The organism is Acinetobacter sp. 766875 (assembly GCF_000582055.1).
GTDB classification, from domain to species: Bacteria; Pseudomonadota; Gammaproteobacteria; order Pseudomonadales; family Moraxellaceae; genus Acinetobacter; species Acinetobacter nosocomialis.
The window spans coordinates 31311-46386 of record NZ_JEXX01000006.1 but is presented as its reverse complement, the minus strand read 5'-3'; the positions used below and the strand labels follow the sequence as shown (position 1 = coordinate 46386).

Annotated in this window: 18 protein-coding genes, 5 tRNA genes and 1 riboswitch; of the genes, 9 read left to right on the top strand and 14 right to left on the bottom strand. The window is 38.9% G+C overall.

Annotation, left to right across the window (positions count from 1 at the left end; all coding sequences use genetic code 11):
* Positions 1 to 23: 23 nt before the first annotated feature.
* The 6 genes from J576_RS07500 (at position 24) to lysM (ending at position 3697) form a co-directional block, all read left to right on the top strand.
* Entirely contained in the window at positions 24 to 584 is a 561-nt protein-coding gene (locus J576_RS07500) for a YceD family protein (protein WP_002050389.1), read from the top strand.
* A 74-nt stretch (positions 585 to 658) separates the two neighbouring features.
* Positions 659 to 844, top strand: coding sequence for a 50S ribosomal protein L32 (gene rpmF, locus J576_RS07495; RefSeq protein WP_000290730.1), 186 nt, complete (start codon positions 659 to 661; stop codon positions 842 to 844).
* 152 nt (positions 845 to 996) lie between these two features.
* Positions 997 to 1983, top strand: a complete 987-nt coding sequence (gene fabD, locus J576_RS07490; protein WP_002050347.1) for an ACP S-malonyltransferase — start codon at positions 997 to 999, stop codon at positions 1981 to 1983.
* Positions 1980 to 2714: a 3-oxoacyl-ACP reductase FabG gene (gene fabG, locus J576_RS07485; RefSeq protein WP_000191300.1), complete on the top strand. Its 735-nt coding sequence runs from the start codon at positions 1980 to 1982 to the stop codon at positions 2712 to 2714. Before fabD ends, fabG begins: the two co-directional genes overlap by 4 nt.
* Positions 2715 to 2798: 84 nt before the next feature.
* On the top strand, positions 2799 to 3035 hold the full coding sequence (gene acpP, locus J576_RS07480) for an acyl carrier protein (protein WP_001279871.1): 237 nt from the start codon (positions 2799 to 2801) through the stop codon (positions 3033 to 3035).
* Between the two features lie 188 nt (positions 3036 to 3223).
* Entirely contained in the window at positions 3224 to 3697 is a 474-nt protein-coding gene (gene lysM, locus J576_RS07475) for a peptidoglycan-binding protein LysM (protein ID WP_002050305.1), read from the top strand.
* A gap of 45 nt (positions 3698 to 3742) precedes the next feature.
* Here the strand turns inward: lysM and J576_RS07470 are convergent, their stop codons facing one another.
* The gene (locus tag J576_RS07470) at positions 3743 to 4510 is read right to left on the bottom strand and encodes a hydroxymethylpyrimidine/phosphomethylpyrimidine kinase (RefSeq protein ID WP_001247943.1); all 768 of its coding nucleotides are present in this window, start codon (positions 4508 to 4510) and stop codon (positions 3743 to 3745) included.
* A 97-nt stretch (positions 4511 to 4607) separates the two neighbouring features.
* Here J576_RS07470 and J576_RS07465 point away from each other — a divergent pair, with 97 nt between their 5' ends.
* On the top strand, positions 4608 to 5282 hold the full coding sequence (locus tag J576_RS07465; RefSeq protein ID WP_000985175.1) for an HAD-IA family hydrolase: 675 nt from the start codon (positions 4608 to 4610) through the stop codon (positions 5280 to 5282).
* 63 nt (positions 5283 to 5345) lie between these two features.
* On the opposite strand, the gene ribB is transcribed toward J576_RS07465, so the two are convergent.
* Positions 5346 to 6005 carry a 3,4-dihydroxy-2-butanone-4-phosphate synthase gene (ribB, locus tag J576_RS07460; RefSeq protein ID WP_000096537.1) on the bottom strand — a complete coding sequence of 220 codons (660 nt, stop codon included), beginning with the start codon at positions 6003 to 6005 and terminating at the stop codon, positions 5346 to 5348.
* 90 nt (positions 6006 to 6095) lie between these two features.
* Positions 6096 to 6246: riboswitch (FMN riboswitch) on the bottom strand.
* A gap of 176 nt (positions 6247 to 6422) precedes the next feature.
* Here ribB and J576_RS07455 point away from each other — a divergent pair.
* Together J576_RS07455 and J576_RS07450 are read left to right on the top strand one after the other, a co-directional pair.
* Positions 6423 to 8204 carry a DUF2157 domain-containing protein gene (locus J576_RS07455; protein ID WP_002050346.1) on the top strand — a complete coding sequence of 594 codons (1782 nt, stop codon included), beginning with the start codon at positions 6423 to 6425 and terminating at the stop codon, positions 8202 to 8204.
* Positions 8204 to 8764, top strand: a complete 561-nt coding sequence (locus tag J576_RS07450; RefSeq protein WP_002050291.1) for a GDYXXLXY domain-containing protein — start codon at positions 8204 to 8206, stop codon at positions 8762 to 8764. The genes J576_RS07455 and J576_RS07450 overlap by 1 nt, the downstream gene beginning before the upstream one ends.
* Before the next feature lie 52 nt (positions 8765 to 8816).
* Here J576_RS07450 and panD read toward each other — a convergent pair whose 3' ends face one another.
* From panD to J576_RS07390, 12 genes are all read right to left on the bottom strand, one after another.
* Positions 8817 to 9197: an aspartate 1-decarboxylase gene (gene panD, locus J576_RS07445; RefSeq protein WP_000952664.1), complete on the bottom strand. Its 381-nt coding sequence runs from the start codon at positions 9195 to 9197 to the stop codon at positions 8817 to 8819.
* Positions 9198 to 9327: 130 nt separating this feature from the next.
* The gene (pth, locus tag J576_RS07440) at positions 9328 to 9909 is read right to left on the bottom strand and encodes an aminoacyl-tRNA hydrolase (RefSeq protein WP_002050315.1); all 582 of its coding nucleotides are present in this window, start codon (positions 9907 to 9909) and stop codon (positions 9328 to 9330) included.
* Between the two features lie 20 nt (positions 9910 to 9929).
* Entirely contained in the window at positions 9930 to 10226 is a 297-nt protein-coding gene (gene rplY, locus J576_RS07435) for a 50S ribosomal protein L25 (RefSeq protein ID WP_002050375.1), read from the bottom strand.
* A 98-nt stretch (positions 10227 to 10324) separates the two neighbouring features.
* Positions 10325 to 11275 carry a ribose-phosphate pyrophosphokinase gene (locus J576_RS07430; protein ID WP_002050293.1) on the bottom strand — a complete coding sequence of 317 codons (951 nt, stop codon included), beginning with the start codon at positions 11273 to 11275 and terminating at the stop codon, positions 10325 to 10327.
* Between the two features lie 36 nt (positions 11276 to 11311).
* A tRNA-Gln gene (locus tag J576_RS07425) sits at positions 11312 to 11386 on the bottom strand.
* Positions 11387 to 11478: 92 nt separating this feature from the next.
* Positions 11479 to 11553: transfer RNA gene (locus J576_RS07420), tRNA-Gln, on the bottom strand.
* Positions 11554 to 11645: 92 nt separating this feature from the next.
* Positions 11646 to 11720: transfer RNA gene (locus tag J576_RS07415), tRNA-Gln, on the bottom strand.
* A gap of 20 nt (positions 11721 to 11740) precedes the next feature.
* Positions 11741 to 11815: transfer RNA gene (locus J576_RS07410), tRNA-Gln, on the bottom strand.
* A gap of 26 nt (positions 11816 to 11841) precedes the next feature.
* A tRNA-Gln gene (locus J576_RS07405) sits at positions 11842 to 11916 on the bottom strand.
* A complete protein-coding gene (ispE, locus tag J576_RS07400) occupies positions 11915 to 12748 on the bottom strand; it encodes a 4-(cytidine 5'-diphospho)-2-C-methyl-D-erythritol kinase (protein ID WP_033855545.1) in 834 nt (277 codons plus the stop codon). The genes J576_RS07405 and ispE overlap by 2 nt, the downstream gene beginning before the upstream one ends.
* A gap of 18 nt (positions 12749 to 12766) precedes the next feature.
* Positions 12767 to 13345, bottom strand: coding sequence for a lipoprotein insertase outer membrane protein LolB (gene lolB / locus J576_RS07395; RefSeq protein ID WP_002050400.1), 579 nt, complete (start codon positions 13343 to 13345; stop codon positions 12767 to 12769).
* A gap of 4 nt (positions 13346 to 13349) precedes the next feature.
* Complete coding sequence (locus J576_RS07390; RefSeq protein WP_004888494.1) at positions 13350 to 15059, bottom strand: tetratricopeptide repeat protein; 1710 nt, start codon at positions 15057 to 15059, stop codon at positions 13350 to 13352.
* Positions 15060 to 15076: the final 17 nt, after the last annotated feature.

Genomic DNA, 15076 nt, shown 5'->3' with positions numbered 1-15076 from the left:
TTTGTAGAATTGCCGCCTTAATTATGTCAGCAAATACCTTTCCGGCACAGATTGAGCCGTTTAAATGGGCTGAACAAGGCTTTACATGGTCAGGTCAACTGCCATTGTCTCGTCTTGCTCGTATTGCTCGTGAAGCTGTTGGGTCAATTGATAACCAATTGATCAACATAGACTGTAAGCTATCAATGGATGCCTATCATCGCATTGTGTGGTTAGATGGTCACATGGAAACAAAAGTTCCAATGGAGTGCCAACGTTGTTTGGAACCTGTTGAAATGCCAATTGTTTCTGACTTTCATATTGCACTTGTAGATGATGAGTCACTGATAGAGCGCTTGGATGAGGATGCTGATTTCATCGTTTTAGGTGAAAGTGAGTCTTCGACAAAAGGTGATTTTGATACACCTGCCTCGATTAACTTACTCGCATTACTAGAAGATGAACTGTTATTGTTGATGCCTTTATCTCCCAAGCATGATGCTTGTGAACATAAACATCAACCTACCATTCAGAACGTTGTCGAAGAGAAACGGGATAACCCGTTTGATGTTTTGGCAGGTTTGAAGGGTAAACTTAACTCATAATTTGTGTTATGATTATGAGATAAGACAACTGAATTTGTTCTGATCCATTTTTTCGATCTTTGTAAGGAGCCATCATGGCCGTTCAGCAAAACCGTAAAAGTCGCTCTCGCCGTGACATGCGCCGTTCACATGACGCTTTAACCGAGAATGCATTAACAGTAGACCAAGCAACTGGTGAAACTCATCGTCGTCACCACGTGACTAAAGACGGTTTCTACCGTGGTCGCCAATTATTCGCTAAAGCAGCTGATGCTGAATAATTGCATGATATGCATTAAGCGTGATGCTTAAGTATAGAAAAAATGGGAGCGAAAGCTCCCTTTTTTTGTTGTTTTTCGCAATTATAAATATACAAATTAAATGTTAAATTTCCGCTCCAGAGAAATGAGTGAAAACCCAAAAAGGATTTCTTATGTCTGCTAAACGTCTTGAACAAGTAGCTTTAGCCACAAAAACTGCATTTGTGTTTCCAGGTCAAGGTTCACAAAAAGTTGGTATGCTCGCTGAACTCGCAGAACAGTTTAGTGGAGTTGGGCAAACTTTTGCCGAAGCTTCAGACGCGCTAGGATTTGATCTTTGGCACATTGCACAAAGTGGTGAAGGTTTAGACCAAACAGAAAACACCCAACCTGTATTATTAACTGCCAGCATCGCTTTATGGCGTCTATGGTTAGATTTAGGTGGTTTAGCGCCTAAATACCTTGCAGGGCACTCTTTAGGTGAATACAGCGCTTTAGTTGCAGCAGGTTCAATGAGTTTGGCAGATGCAGTTAAATTAGTTAATTTGCGTGGAAAACTCATGCAAAACGCTGTTCCTCAAGGGGAGGGCGCTATGGCTGCAATTCTTGGTTTAGCTGATGATAAAGTAGTTGAACTATGCCAGAGTGTAACTGCATCAGGTCAAGGTTCAGTTGAAGCAGCAAACTATAATTCACAAGGTCAAGTTGTGATTGCTGGTAGTACTGCATCTGTACAGCAAGTTATGGCACTTGCAAAAGAACAATCTGCTAAAGCAATTGCTTTACCGGTGTCTGTTCCATCACATTGTTCATTGATGAAGCCGGCAGCAGAAAAATTTGCAGAAGCTTTGGAACAAACTGCCATTGAGCTACCTACCATTCCTGTAATACAAAATGTCAACGCGGGAATTGCTACCGATGTTGCTCAATTACGTCAGGCTTTAACAGCACAATTGTACCAGTCTGTACAATGGACTCGTACCATGCAGTCTCTTCAAGACCAAGGTATTCAGTACATTGTTGAGTGTGGCCCAGGTACAGTATTGAGTAATCTCGCAAAGCGTTTACCAAATATTGAAAAAGCTTTTTCTATTGATAGTAAGAGCAAAATGGAAGATGCCCTAAATGCTGTTTTAGTGGCAGAAGGAAAAATTGCATGACACAAGAACGCAAAGTTGCATTAGTAACGGGCGCGAGTCGGGGCATTGGCGCTGCAATTGCCCAGCAACTTATTCAAGACGGTTATTTTGTCGTAGGTACTGCGACTTCTGAATCTGGTGCACAAAAGCTAACTGATAGCTTTGGTGAACAAGGTGCAGGTTTGGCTCTCGATGTGCGTAATCTCGATGAGATTGAAGCAGTCGTGTCTCATATTGAACAGAACTATGGTCCTGTACTTGTTCTCGTTAACAATGCAGGTATTACGAAAGACAATTTGTTGCTTCGTATGTCTGAAGATGATTGGGATGACATCCTCAATATCCACCTTAAAGCCGTTTATCGTTTATCTAAACGCGTGCTTAAGGGTATGACGAAAGCACGTTTTGGTCGCATTATTAATATCAGTTCTGTTGTAGCTCACTTTGCAAACCCAGGCCAAGCGAACTATTCTGCTGCTAAAGCAGGTATTGAAGCATTTAGCCGTAGTCTTGCAAAAGAGATGGGTAGCCGCCAAATCACTGTAAACAGTGTGGCACCAGGTTTTATTGCAACAGAAATGACAGATGCACTTAGTGAAGACATTCGCAAAAAAATGAGTGATCAAGTGGCTTTAAATCGCTTAGGCGAGCCACAAGATATCGCAAATGCGGTGAGTTTCCTTGCAAGTGATAAAGCAGGTTACATTACCGGTACGGTATTACATGTAAATGGTGGTTTATACATGGCCTAACGCCGATGTATAAACTTTTAAAAATTTTTATATTCAATTAAACTAGTGGCAAATCAAACGCCACAAGCAATGAGGAGAATTCCTGTGAGCGATATCGAACAACGCGTTAAACAAGCGGTTGCAGAACAACTTGGTCTTAAAGCTGAAGAGATTAAAAACGAAGCATCTTTCATGGATGACTTGGGTGCTGACTCTTTAGATTTAGTTGAACTTGTTATGTCTTTCGAAAATGACTTCGACATCACTATCCCTGATGAAGATTCAAACGAAATCACTACAGTTCAATCTGCAATTGACTATGTAACTAAAAAACTTGGTTAATTCGCATATTGCTGATTAAAAAGAAGGCCACCGTAAGGTGGCTTTTTTTATTTGAGTAAAATAATTGAGAGAGATACATATTTTTACAAGATCAACCTCAATTGATAGCAGAGGTGTCTCTTTTTTCAAGTATAACAATAAGGGTCAGTTTAATGACTTTACTATAAACAATAAGATGAGGACTAAAAATGGGTCTTTTTGATTTTGTAAAAGGTATTGGTAAGAAAAATACCGCACCAGCAGAACCACAACCAGCTCCAGCAACGCCAGCAGAACCTTCTGCACAAGAAGTAGCGAATAAATTATTAGGATTAATTAAAAGTTTAGGCCTCGGGGTGGAAGGCTTATCTGTAACATATAATGGTTCAACTGATACTGCGACTATTAATGGTCAAGTACAAAGCCAAGCGGATAAAGAAAAGATTATTCTTATTGTTGGTAACGTCGATCATGTTGCACATGTAGATGACCAGATGACCGTTGCTACGCCTGAACCGGAAAGCAAATTTTATACGGTAAAATCTGGTGATAATCTTTCAAAAATTGCGAAAGAATTTTATGGTGATGCCAACCAGTATCCGAAAATCTTTGAAGCAAATAAACCAATGCTCAAAGATCCGGATGAGATTTTCCCTGGGCAAGTTTTACGTATTCCACAGTAATTGGAATAAATAAAAAGGCGCTTAAAGCGCCTTTTTATTTGATAGTTAAAATCGTTTTGGAATCTTTTGTCCATTAGGTACAGGTGTTTCGGCATTTTTTAAAACACCAAATAACCATGTTTCTGCATGTTGTACTGCAATTTTTAGAGAATCACCTAAAGCTAAGCGACCTGCAATAAAACTTGCTAATGAACAACCTGAGCCATGATATTCACCTTCAAGGCGCGGACATGTACTACTTGCTGCAAGCTCGCCATCAATATATAAACTATTTTTAATAAAGTTAGGTGTATCTTCGTGTCCACCTTTCACCAATACGGCCTTGGCACCCATTTCAAATAACTTTTGGGTTGCTTGATCTAAATCGGTAACGCCTGTTAAAGCGCGCAATTCAACTGTATTTGGAGTAATGAGTGTCGCTAGAGGAATAAGCTCCACAAATGCTTTAACTAAAGTTGCTTGGTCTCCTAACGAACCGCCACTGTTTGCAACTAAAACAGGATCAAGTACATATTGATAGTCAGGATGAGCACGTAAAAATTCGGCTAGAGCCGCAATATTATCAGTAGTGCCTAGCATGCCAGACTTAACACATTTAATGGGTAAATCGCCTACAACAGCATTTGCTTGGGCTAATAATAGTTCTTTTGAGGTTGCTTCAAAGCCAAATACTTGTTGAGAATTCTGAATGGTGAGGGCTGTACATGCAATTGCTGCATGTGCACCACTTTGTCCAATCGCTTCAATATCGGCTTGTAAACCTGCACCACCTGAAGGGTCTAAACCCGAGAAACAAAGTACGGTTGGACGCACGGTTATTTCCTTTTCAATTTAAATTTACGTTAGTATAAGAGAGTTTAATTAAACTCTCGACCAATTGAATTAAATACTTTACTGGGTTAGTGATTGAATGGCTATAAAACATATTTTGATTGATTTAGATGGAACCTTAACAGACCCTAAAGTTGGTATCCATACATCAATTCGTTATGCAATGGATAAGTTAGGTTATCCATTAGCTGCCGATTTAAATATTGATTGGACGATTGGCCCACCTTTAAAAGCGTCATTAGCAAAATTATTAGCTACTCAAGATGATGCACTAGCTGAGCAAGCTTTACTTGCTTACCGTGAGCGTTTCTCGGTGATTGGTTTATTTGAAAATGAAGTATATCCATCTGTTGCGGAAACACTTAAGGCCTTAAAAGCAGAAGGGTATCGTTTGTTCGTTGCTACTGCTAAACCAACGATTTATGCAAAACGAATTTTAGATCATTTTGAATTAAGCCAATATTTTGTACAAATTTACGGTAGTGAATTAACGGGTGAGCGGACCAATAAAGCTGAGCTTATCCATTATATTCTTGAACGTGAGCAATTAAACCCAGAAGAATGCTTGATGGTGGGTGATCGTCAATATGATGTTTTAGGCGCCCGTCATAATGGTATTGAAGCGGTAGCTGTGACTTATGGTTATGGGACACCAGAAGAACTTACTCAAGCACAACCTAAAGCAAAGATTACAAAATTTTCTGAACTTTTAGATTATGTTGAAGAACAGGCCGCACAAAAGAAAGTTTCTTAAATATAAGTAAGTTTTAATTTATAGGTTTGGCTCTGATGTGATCTAAAGCCAAACCTTTTTTATTTAAATACCGTGTTGTTGACGATATTGTACAAGCTCTTCAATTGTAATCACGGTTAAATGATGAGTTTGAGCATATGCTAAAACTTGAATTCCTGATGCCATTGTCCCATCCGGATTGGTTAATTCACATAATACTCCAGCAGGTTTTAAACCAGCTAATCTTGCTAGATCAATAGTCCCCTCCGTATGACCTCGACGGGTAAGCACGCCACCATTACGTGCGCGTAATGGGAAAACATGGCCTGGACGGTTAAGATCACTTGCAACAGCACCATCTTTAATAGCAGTTTTAATCGTTGTTACACGGTCTTTAGCAGAAACGCCAGTGGTAACGCCTTGAGCAGCTTCAATAGTCACTGTAAATGCAGTATGAAACTGACTTGAGTTTTGAGAAACCATTGGTGGAAGTTCAAGATGATCAGCTAACTCTTCAGTAAGGCATAAACATACAATACCTGAGCCATCACGAATCATACGTGCCATGGTCTCAACAGTTAGGGTTTCCGCTGCAACAATTAAATCTGCTTCATTTTCACGATCGAAGTCATCCATCACCAAGACAGGTTTGCCTTGACGGATATCTTCTAATGCTTGTTGAATGCGTTGCTCAGCAGGAGAGAGGGCTGAGAAAAAAAGTTCTGGTTGAATTAAACTAGACATAATGAAACGCTCTCGTAAGAATACGGTTGAACATTTCAGGACTGATGCAAAAACAGGCTGGTACTGAAATAAAACGGATTTATTCCAGTTCGTCGTCTTCTTTCATCCGGACTATACCGTCGGCTTTGGAGTTTCACCAAATCTGCTCAAATTACATAATTTAAGCTCGTGGGCTTGTTAATCTAACAATAAAAATTAACTTTACCACCGGTGGGGAATTACACCCCGCCCTGAAGCGATGGGTTTTATTATAGCGCGCTTGGCAAAATTGGCTAGATGCTTTTGTAGAATGCTAAGTCTCTTTATGAATAAATATTTTCATAAATTGAAATAGGCTTTTTAACAAGAGCTTACTTGTTGAGCTTAAAAGTGAATGTTATGTTTTTTCTAGAAAATTATAAATAAAATAGGTGTTTCATGCAGATAAGAGATTATTATCCTTTTAGGAATACTTTATTTATTCAGCATCTCCATATTTTCAGTTATGTATTTATGGCGCTCAGTATTCTGTACTTAATTGCTGCTAATTGGTTGATGCTTCCAGATAGCATTCAACTCATTATTCCACCTGTTATATTACTTATGACAGCTTGGATGAGTGTCAAGACGACTTTAAGTGAAGGAGTACGGCAGACTTTACATGGCATTTGCGGCTTAATGGTCGGTTTGAGTTTGGCTGTAATTGGGCAAGTTTATCAAACTGGTGCAGACAGTTATTTACTTTTCTTGATTTGGACTTTGCTTTTATTGCCTTGGTTATATCGACCTAATATCGGTATTTTTGCTTTAGTTTGTATTACAAGCCAACTTACACTTTTTTTATTTTTTAGACAGACTTTTTGGGCAGAGAAGTTTCCCTACCTGTATCTTTTTGCTCTAAATCTATTAAGTCTTGTGCAGTTTTGGATCTGCCAAAAAAAATATACGGCTTTACGTTTTATTTTTATTGCTTGGTTTGCTGTCATTTCAATAATAGGAATGATCCAATTTTTATCGAATAAAAATTTACCGTATCTGATCTCGGCTTTCTTGCTAGGAATTATTGCTTTCTACTATTTCTTTAAAAAGAATGATCAGCTATGTGCCAGTTTAATGGCTGCTGTTCTCGGTGTGACCGCAACAATATGGCTTGTAGATGGTATTAATCATTTATTTAAAGATTCTAATGAGTTCATTTTTTTATTGATTGCGGGCATTATTTTCATTTGGTTTGCACTCATTAGTTACTTCTTAATAAGAATTTTTCGCCAAAGCCGTTTTTATGTCATTCCGTTAGCAATTGGTGCTTGGCTTGCTGGCTTAGCACTTGCAGCATTTACACTCGTATTTTGGGAGACTATTTCTTTAATTATTGGAATCATCTTTGTTGCTATAGCTATAACTTTACTAACAAAATCTCAAAGCTATTTCATTCGGCAATTTGCATATTGTTTATTTGTGAGTGGGCAGACTGCCTTTTTATTCCATCTTGGTTCTGAGACAAATCAAATTCTATGGGTATTGATTGCCCAGATTTTTATTCTATGTATCAGTTATTTTCTTAAGCCTCATTGGTTCTTTATTTTAATTCAAATGCTGGCAACTTATGGCATAGCATTTATCTACATACTGCAACTAGACCATTCATTGTGGTCAGTACATTCGACTCAAACTTATTTCAATTTAACTTTACTTAACTATTTGATTTTTAGCTTAGTACTACTAATAAGAAATAAAGCAGCTATATCGTATGAGCGGAGTATCTTCTTATGCGTACTTGCTGTGATTTTGGTGAACTCATTCTTTGATAATTTTATAGGGTTAGCCTTGCTTGATTCGGCTGATCAGTCATTATGGTTTCTCTATGTTTTACCAAGTCTATGGTTATTGTGCTTTAGCCTTTTCTATTTATATAGGCAGCTTCAAGCTATAACTTTCGTTGCTTTTTTAATTTTTGGCATAGCACTTATTGCACTCGGCTATTTTGATGTATTCATTCTATTTGTAATTTTGATATGGGCTTTAAAAAATCAAGATCGCATTGTTTATGGTGTTACGCTCATAGTATTTACCTTTGTGCTTTGGCAACTTTATTACAGTTTACAATTAAGTTTTTTAGCTAAAAGTGCATCAATCTGGGTGTCAGGAATTATATTGTTGGCTTTATATGGATTGCTTCTGAAGGAAGCTAAAAGCAATTTTATTGAGGGGGAAAAGTAATGAAAAAGTATTTCTCCCTTATGCTTGCAGTAGCCACTGTATTATTTTTTGTAGGTTTGGTTGCGAAAAATGAATGGCACCTGCATCAGAGTAAAAGTATTTTTATTAAGCTTAAGCCGGTTGACCCTCGCTCTATTTTACAGGGGGACTATATGGCGCTCGCATATGAATTAAATTTACAATCTCTCAAAGCGCTTTCGGGAAGTGAAAGTGAGGCTTTAGATCAAGTGATTTTTAATCATGCTTCTGTTCCAGCAAAAGTTATTTTAGATTCACAAAATCGAGTAGTTCGTACCATTTTAGATACTCACAATTCATTTGCTGGGCAGCGTTTAATTTTAAAAAATCCTGAAAATCGTTTACAGGCTTTATATCCAGCTTCTCGAAGCTTCTTATTTGCCGAGGGTCTAGCTCAATGCTATGGGAAAGCAAAGTATGCTGAATTTAAGGTAAATACAAAAGGAGAGGCGATTTTATTTGATTTACGTGGAGAAGAGCTACAGCCTTTAAACTGTAAGCAACAGCACAGTTGGTGGAAGGGGACTGCTAGAAGTTTATAAAGGCGTATAAAAAAGCCCGTATTTACGGGCTTTTTTACTTTTAAATCTTTAATTAGGCAACTTGAACAGGAATGCAGTTCGCTGTGTGGTTGACTGTATTGTCTGGGTTTGCATATACCAAACGTGGTTTGTGAGCATTTGCTTCAGCTTCGGTGAAATCACCAAACGTAGCAATAATTACAAGATCGCCAACATCTGCTTGGTGAGCAGCACCCCCATTTACTGAAATAATGCCAGAGTTATCTTCACCACGAATCGCGTAAGTTGTGAAGCGCTTGCCATTAGTTACGTTCCAAACGTGGATTTCTTCGTATTCACGAATACCAGCTAAATCCATTAATACGCCATCAATTGCACAAGAACCTTCATAGTGAAGTTCAGCATGGGTTACAACTGCACGGTGAATTTTGCATTTTAATAAACGAGATAGCATGGCTAGCGTCTCCTGAGTAGACCTAAGAAGATCTTATAGTGAAATCTTTTGCCTTTGCCGTTCTGGCAATGTGGCTGATGCGCATTTTGCTCCTAAAAAAGCAAGATAGCAAGCTTGATTGTTCAACAATTTAAGCTGGTTTATACGCATTAATTTGGTTCATGGCCTGTGATACTTGTCCTTGAACAAGTAACTTCACTTTAGAAAGAGCGTGATCAATTGCTCCATCCATCAGGCTTTGTTCACTACTTGGCGCTTTCCCGAGTACATGCCCAGAAACTCTTTCTTTTGAACCTGGATGTCCAATACCAATTCGTAAACGATGAAAATTTGGACCAATATGTGGAACAATATCACGTAAACCGTTATGACCGCCGTGCCCACCGCCTGTTTTAAGACGAATTACACCAGGGTTCATATCAAGTTCATCATGAGCAATCAGAATTGCTTCAGGAGCAATTTGATAGAACTTTGAGAAAGGAACAACACTTTGTCCGGAACGATTCATATAAGTCGTTGGTAGAAGTAAACGAACATCGTGCCCTTCTATATTACCACGACCACTAATTCCGTGAAATTTTGGATCATTTTTTAATGTAATGCCATATTTATCTGCAAGCTGTTCAACGAACCAAAAACCTGCATTATGGCGGGTTTGGGCATATTCTGAACCAGGATTGCCCAAACCAACAATTAGCGAAATATTTGACACTAATTTACGCCTTTAAACACTTATGCGCGTTTGAAGTCAGCGTGCATAGGAGTGTTTTTAGATGGGTGACGTTGTAACGCTTGGATTTTAACGTTTTCAACTTTATCGCCCACTTTGATTTCTACAACTTCTTCAAAGAAAGCATTGCTTTCTAAAGCTTTTACAAGCTCACGAAGTTCTAAAGTAACACTTACAGGTTCAGCGTTACCACCGTAGATGATAGCTGGAACTAAAGATTCGCGACGAAGGCGGCGGCTCGCACCTTTCCCTTGTTTGTCTTCAGCACGCGCTTGAGCGTTGAATACGAAGTTTGCCATGAGATAAATCCTCATTAAAGATTAAATAAACTAAACTTGCGACCAGTTTAGTGATAGAAAACCCCAGCCAAGGCCAGGGTTAAGAAAAAGCTGCAATATTATAAACTATCGAACATCGCGCTGATAGACTCTTCGTTATTAATACGACGAATCGTTTCAGCAACCATGCTAGCAACAGAAACTTGACGGATTTTGCCCAAGTTCAATGCTTCTTCAGAAAGAGGAATTGTGTCAGTTACGACTAACTCATCAATTACTGAGTTACGTAAGTTCTCAATTGCTTTACCTGAAAGTACAGGGTGAGTTGCATATGCAACAACACGACGTGCACCGAATTGCTTAAGTGCATCAGCTGCTTTACACAATGTACCAGCAGTATCAACCATGTCATCTACAATAACGCAATCACGATCTTTTACATCACCAATCAAATGCATAACTTGCGATTCGTTGGCTTTTTGACGACGTTTGTCGATAATTGCTAAATCGATGTCACCCATCTGTTTGGCAACAGCACGAGCACGTACTACACCACCAACGTCAGGAGAAACCACCATAAGGTTATCATGTTGTTGTTGACGTAAGTCAGCAAGCAAAGCAGGAGTACCGTAGATGTTGTCGACTGGAATATCGAAGAAACCTTGGATTTGGTCAGCATGTAAATCAATCATTACGACACGATCAATACCAACAGTGGTAAGCATGTCTGCAACAACTTTAGCTGTAATCGGCACACGTGCAGAACGTGGACGACGGTCTTGGCGAGCATAACCAAAATAAGGAATAACAGCGGTAATACGACCAGCACTTGCACGACGCAAAGCATCTGCCATAACCAAGATTTCCATAAGGTTATCATTGGTAGGCGCACAAGTAGGCTGAACGATAAATACGTCTTTACCACGAACATTTTCAGTAATTTCTACTGAAATTTCTCCATCAGAAAAGTGACCGACTGATGCAGCACCTAGAGGGATATGTAAGTGACTTACGACTTTTTGAGCGAACTGTGGATGAGCATTTCCACTAAAAACGACAAGATTGGGCATGAAGCACCCTTGGCGGTTGGTATGTAATGAAATAGATGGCAGGGGCGGCTGGATTCGAACCAACGGATGGCGAGATCAAAACCCGCTGCCTTACCACTTGGCGACGCCCCTAATGCGGCAGAACTTTAATATTTTTGCAATGCAATGTCAAGAATAATCAACAAAAAGCAAGGCAATTAAGTCTGTCTTTAAAATAAGAAGAATGGCAGGGGCGGCTGGATTCGAACCAACGGATGGCGAGATCAAAACCCGCTGCCTTACCACTTGGCGACGCCCCTAATGCGGCAGAACTTTAATATTTTTGCAATGCAATGTCAAGAATAATCAACAAAAAGCAAGGCAATTAAGTCTGTCTTTAAAATAAGAAGAATGGCAGGGGCGGCTGGATTCGAACCAACGGATGGCGAGATCAAAACCCGCTGCCTTACCACTTGGCGACGCCCCTAAATTCGATGATATATATGATGGCAGGGGCGGCTGGATTCGAACCAACGGATGGCGAGATCAAAACCCGCTGCCTTACCACTTGGCGACGCCCCTAATATAATCATCATTACAGGTGAAATTGGCAGGGGCGGCTGGATTCGAACCAACGGATGGCGAGATCAAAACCCGCTGCCTTACCACTTGGCGACGCCCCTAACGTGCAACTTTAAAATGATGTAAAGGAGATTCTTTTAAACTATGTACCAAGTAAGCTTTACATGGTGCACGTTTAAGAATGTCATCAACATTCATTTCATCAGTTACTTCAGTAAAAACACAAGCACCTGTACCTGTAAGCTTTGCATGACCAAATTGATCAAGATATTGCATTGCTTCTTCAACTTCAGGGTATAACTTTCTAGCCAAAGGCTCAAAGTTATTTCCAAAATTAGAAGGTTCTAACTGATAGGCGCAAAATTTAGTGGTCTTAGTGTCTCTTGTCAATGTTTTTTGTGAAAAAAGCAATTGAGTGCTGATAAAACAATCAGGTTTTAAAATAATGAACTGTTTTTGATCTAAGTCTATGAATGTTAAATGTTCACCAATACCTTCAGCCCATGCATTTTTACCATAAATAAAAATAGGAATATCAGCACCAAGTTTTACACCATAGTCAGCAAGCTCTGTCTGAGTTAGGCCACATTGCCATAATTGATTTAAAAGAATGAGCGTTGTGGCGGCATTCGAAGAACCTCCGCCTAGACCTGCACCCATTGGAATATTTTTTTCAATGTTAATATGTAGGCCACACAATTTTTTTGCATGCGGTTTTAATATTTGAGCAGCCCGATAAATCAGATTCTGCTCAAGTTGAACCTCACCTAAACCTTCAATCTGGATTTCATCTTTCTCAATAGGGGAAAAAGTCATCCAATCATATAAATCAATGAGTTGAAAAATGGTTTGTAATTCATGGTAACCATTTTCACGACGTCCCGTTATATGTAAAAACAGGTTAAGCTTGGCTGGAGAAGGAACTCGAATCATAGATTTATATAATTAGACTTAACGGTTTTGGATAACCATTGTAATACGGTTTTCTTTATCTTCAGCAAGCGCCTGCTTTAAAACCAGTTTATTTGGTAAAGTTTGTTCACCATCATAACTAAAATTAACCGTCCAACCATCTTCAATGAGTTGGCTCACACGGTTTGCATTATCTTTGCTAATTTGGGCATTTAAAGTTGCAGGTTTCGCTAAAATCCAGCTGGTTAAATGAGTAATTGGTGCTTGCCAACCAGTAGCACGCTCTAAAAGCTCTTCAGGAGATGCTGCTGTAATAACGCCAGTTTTAGCGCTGTTTAGAGTGACTTCACCCGGTTTTCCTTGAATTTGTGTTTTTCCAACACCTAAAATTCCACTTAACTCAATATCAAAATTATCTTGCTGTTGAACCCATGTGAAAAAAGCACTACCACTTTGTTGGGGAGTACGTACTCCAATTTTACCTTGCAAATTGAAGTGTTTTTCATCTTGTACTTGGTGGGTAACTGCGGGTTTAGGCTGAGTAAAATGCTGACAACCGGTTAAGAATAATACACTTGATCCACAGATCGCTGTGCACAGTTGGGCAAGTTTGCTCATAAATTTAACTCTTTTTTACAGATGTAGGTAAAATTAACGCATCAAGCTGATGCAATTGTGGATCATTCGCGTGCTTTTGTTTCAGTTGTTGTAACACGGTACTAAATTGAGTTAACGATCCTTGCATATACAATGCTTTAGCGTAGCGAATGCCAATATTTATGTTATGGCTGAGTTCATATGCTTTGCCTAAAGCTTCCGCTGCTGCTTCATAATCATTTTGTAAGAATGCAATATAGCCTAGCGTATCAAGAATTGAGGCTTGCTCAGGTGCATATTCCAATGCCTGTTCAGCATACTGTCGTGCTTCTTTTAATCTACGGTTTTGTAAAGCCAACGTATACGCATAAGCATTTAGATAAGTCGGACTATTCGGTTCTAACTGTAATAATTGCTTCAGTGTTTTATCAAGTTTGTCGCGGTCGGTATAAGGGTCTAATAATAAAACTTCTGCATAGATGAGTTCTGGATCATCTGGTAAGTTTTTGATCGCTTCATCTAATAAATTTAATGCAGCTTTTTTATTGCCCATCTTCTTTAAAATTTCAGCTTGAGCTTGATAGAGAAAGCTTGCATGCTGCGGATAATTGACTCGCTCTTGAGTTAAAAAACGTAATGCATCATGTAAATTTTCTTGCTTATCATAAATCGCAATAAGATTACGTCTGGAAACAATGTAAAGACTACCATCTACTAAACGGTAATAGGCTTTAGCAGTCTCATAGTGCTGTTTTCGTTCAGCATTGATTGCTAGGTAGTAATACGCTTCATTTTGATACTTTGCAGAGTTGCGTAAATCAACCAAATATTGTTCAGCTTTATCATATTGCTTCAGGTCAATACTGGTTAAGCCCGCAATAAATAATGCTTCTTCAGCACGAGGATTACTCTCAATAATTTTTTCTAATTTTTCAAGAGCAAGCTGGGGCTGATTAATCTGAATGAGATATCGTACTTCAGCTAATCGAATATCTAGATTTTTCTTATATTTACGGCTGGATTTTGCATACCATTTTAAAGCACCTTCTTGATCACTTAGGGCAATCAACAGGTTGGCTTTCATCAAGATAAAACTGGTTACTTTAGGACGACGGCGTAGTGCACGATTAATGGTGTTTAGTGCTGGTTCTAATTGGCCATTTTGTGCTTCCAGATTAGCGATAAGCGCTAAAATAGAAGGATTTTCCTTTTCTGCACTTGAACGTAAAGCTGTTAATAAAACTTCTCGGTCTTGTGCATTTTCGGGTGCAATACTTGCCAAAATTTGTTCAAGATCGGCAGTTGGATCTATTTTTAAAATTTTATCCAAAGTTTCAGCAGCAAGCTGATATTCATGTGTCTTTAATGCAATATGCGATAAATAAAACAAAGCAGGGACGTCTTTAGGCTCTTGAACGACCCAATGTGTTGCGATATTTAGTGCAGCTTGTAAGTCGTTGTATTCAAGTGCAACATCTAAAGCACGCTGTTTAATGGTTGTTGAGTTACTTCTAATTGCAAGTACGGTGTAATTATGCAGTGCCGTAGGAATATCGTCATAAGCTAAGGCAAATTCAGCGACCATACTCTGTTGTAGAGCCTGATCAAATGAATGCACGGCATAGGTCTCTTGCAACGGACGTGCATAGACATATGAGGACATGCTACCTAACAATAAGAATGTGGTAGAATACTGTCTTATCGAAGCACCGTTAAAATTAATACGGCTATTCATTTGACGCAATTTTTATT

Bases quoted from the DNA above. Each gene is read 5' to 3' on its own strand.
- J576_RS07430 (WP_002050293.1), bottom strand. From the start codon at position 11,275: ATGCCCAATCTTGTCGTTTTTAGTGGAAATGCTCATCCACAGTTCGCT.
- panD (WP_000952664.1), bottom strand. From the start codon at position 9,197: ATGCTATCTCGTTTATTAAAATGCAAAATTCACCGTGCAGTTGTAACC.
- J576_RS07390 (WP_004888494.1), bottom strand. From the start codon at position 15,059: ATGAATAGCCGTATTAATTTTAACGGTGCTTCGATAAGACAGTATTCT.
- fabD (WP_002050347.1), top strand. From the start codon at position 997: ATGTCTGCTAAACGTCTTGAACAAGTAGCTTTAGCCACAAAAACTGCA.
- J576_RS07500 (WP_002050389.1), top strand. From the start codon at position 24: ATGTCAGCAAATACCTTTCCGGCACAGATTGAGCCGTTTAAATGGGCT.
- J576_RS07465 (WP_000985175.1), top strand. From the start codon at position 4,608: ATGGCTATAAAACATATTTTGATTGATTTAGATGGAACCTTAACAGAC.
- fabG (WP_000191300.1), top strand. From the start codon at position 1,980: ATGACACAAGAACGCAAAGTTGCATTAGTAACGGGCGCGAGTCGGGGC.
- rpmF (WP_000290730.1), top strand. From the start codon at position 659: ATGGCCGTTCAGCAAAACCGTAAAAGTCGCTCTCGCCGTGACATGCGC.
- ribB (WP_000096537.1), bottom strand. From the start codon at position 6,005: ATGTCTAGTTTAATTCAACCAGAACTTTTTTTCTCAGCCCTCTCTCCT.
- ispE (WP_033855545.1), bottom strand. From the start codon at position 12,748: ATGATTCGAGTTCCTTCTCCAGCCAAGCTTAACCTGTTTTTACATATA.
- lolB (WP_002050400.1), bottom strand. From the start codon at position 13,345: ATGAGCAAACTTGCCCAACTGTGCACAGCGATCTGTGGATCAAGTGTA.
- lysM (WP_002050305.1), top strand. From the start codon at position 3,224: ATGGGTCTTTTTGATTTTGTAAAAGGTATTGGTAAGAAAAATACCGCA.
- J576_RS07450 (WP_002050291.1), top strand. From the start codon at position 8,204: ATGAAAAAGTATTTCTCCCTTATGCTTGCAGTAGCCACTGTATTATTT.
- rplY (WP_002050375.1), bottom strand. From the start codon at position 10,226: ATGGCAAACTTCGTATTCAACGCTCAAGCGCGTGCTGAAGACAAACAA.
- J576_RS07455 (WP_002050346.1), top strand. From the start codon at position 6,423: ATGCAGATAAGAGATTATTATCCTTTTAGGAATACTTTATTTATTCAG.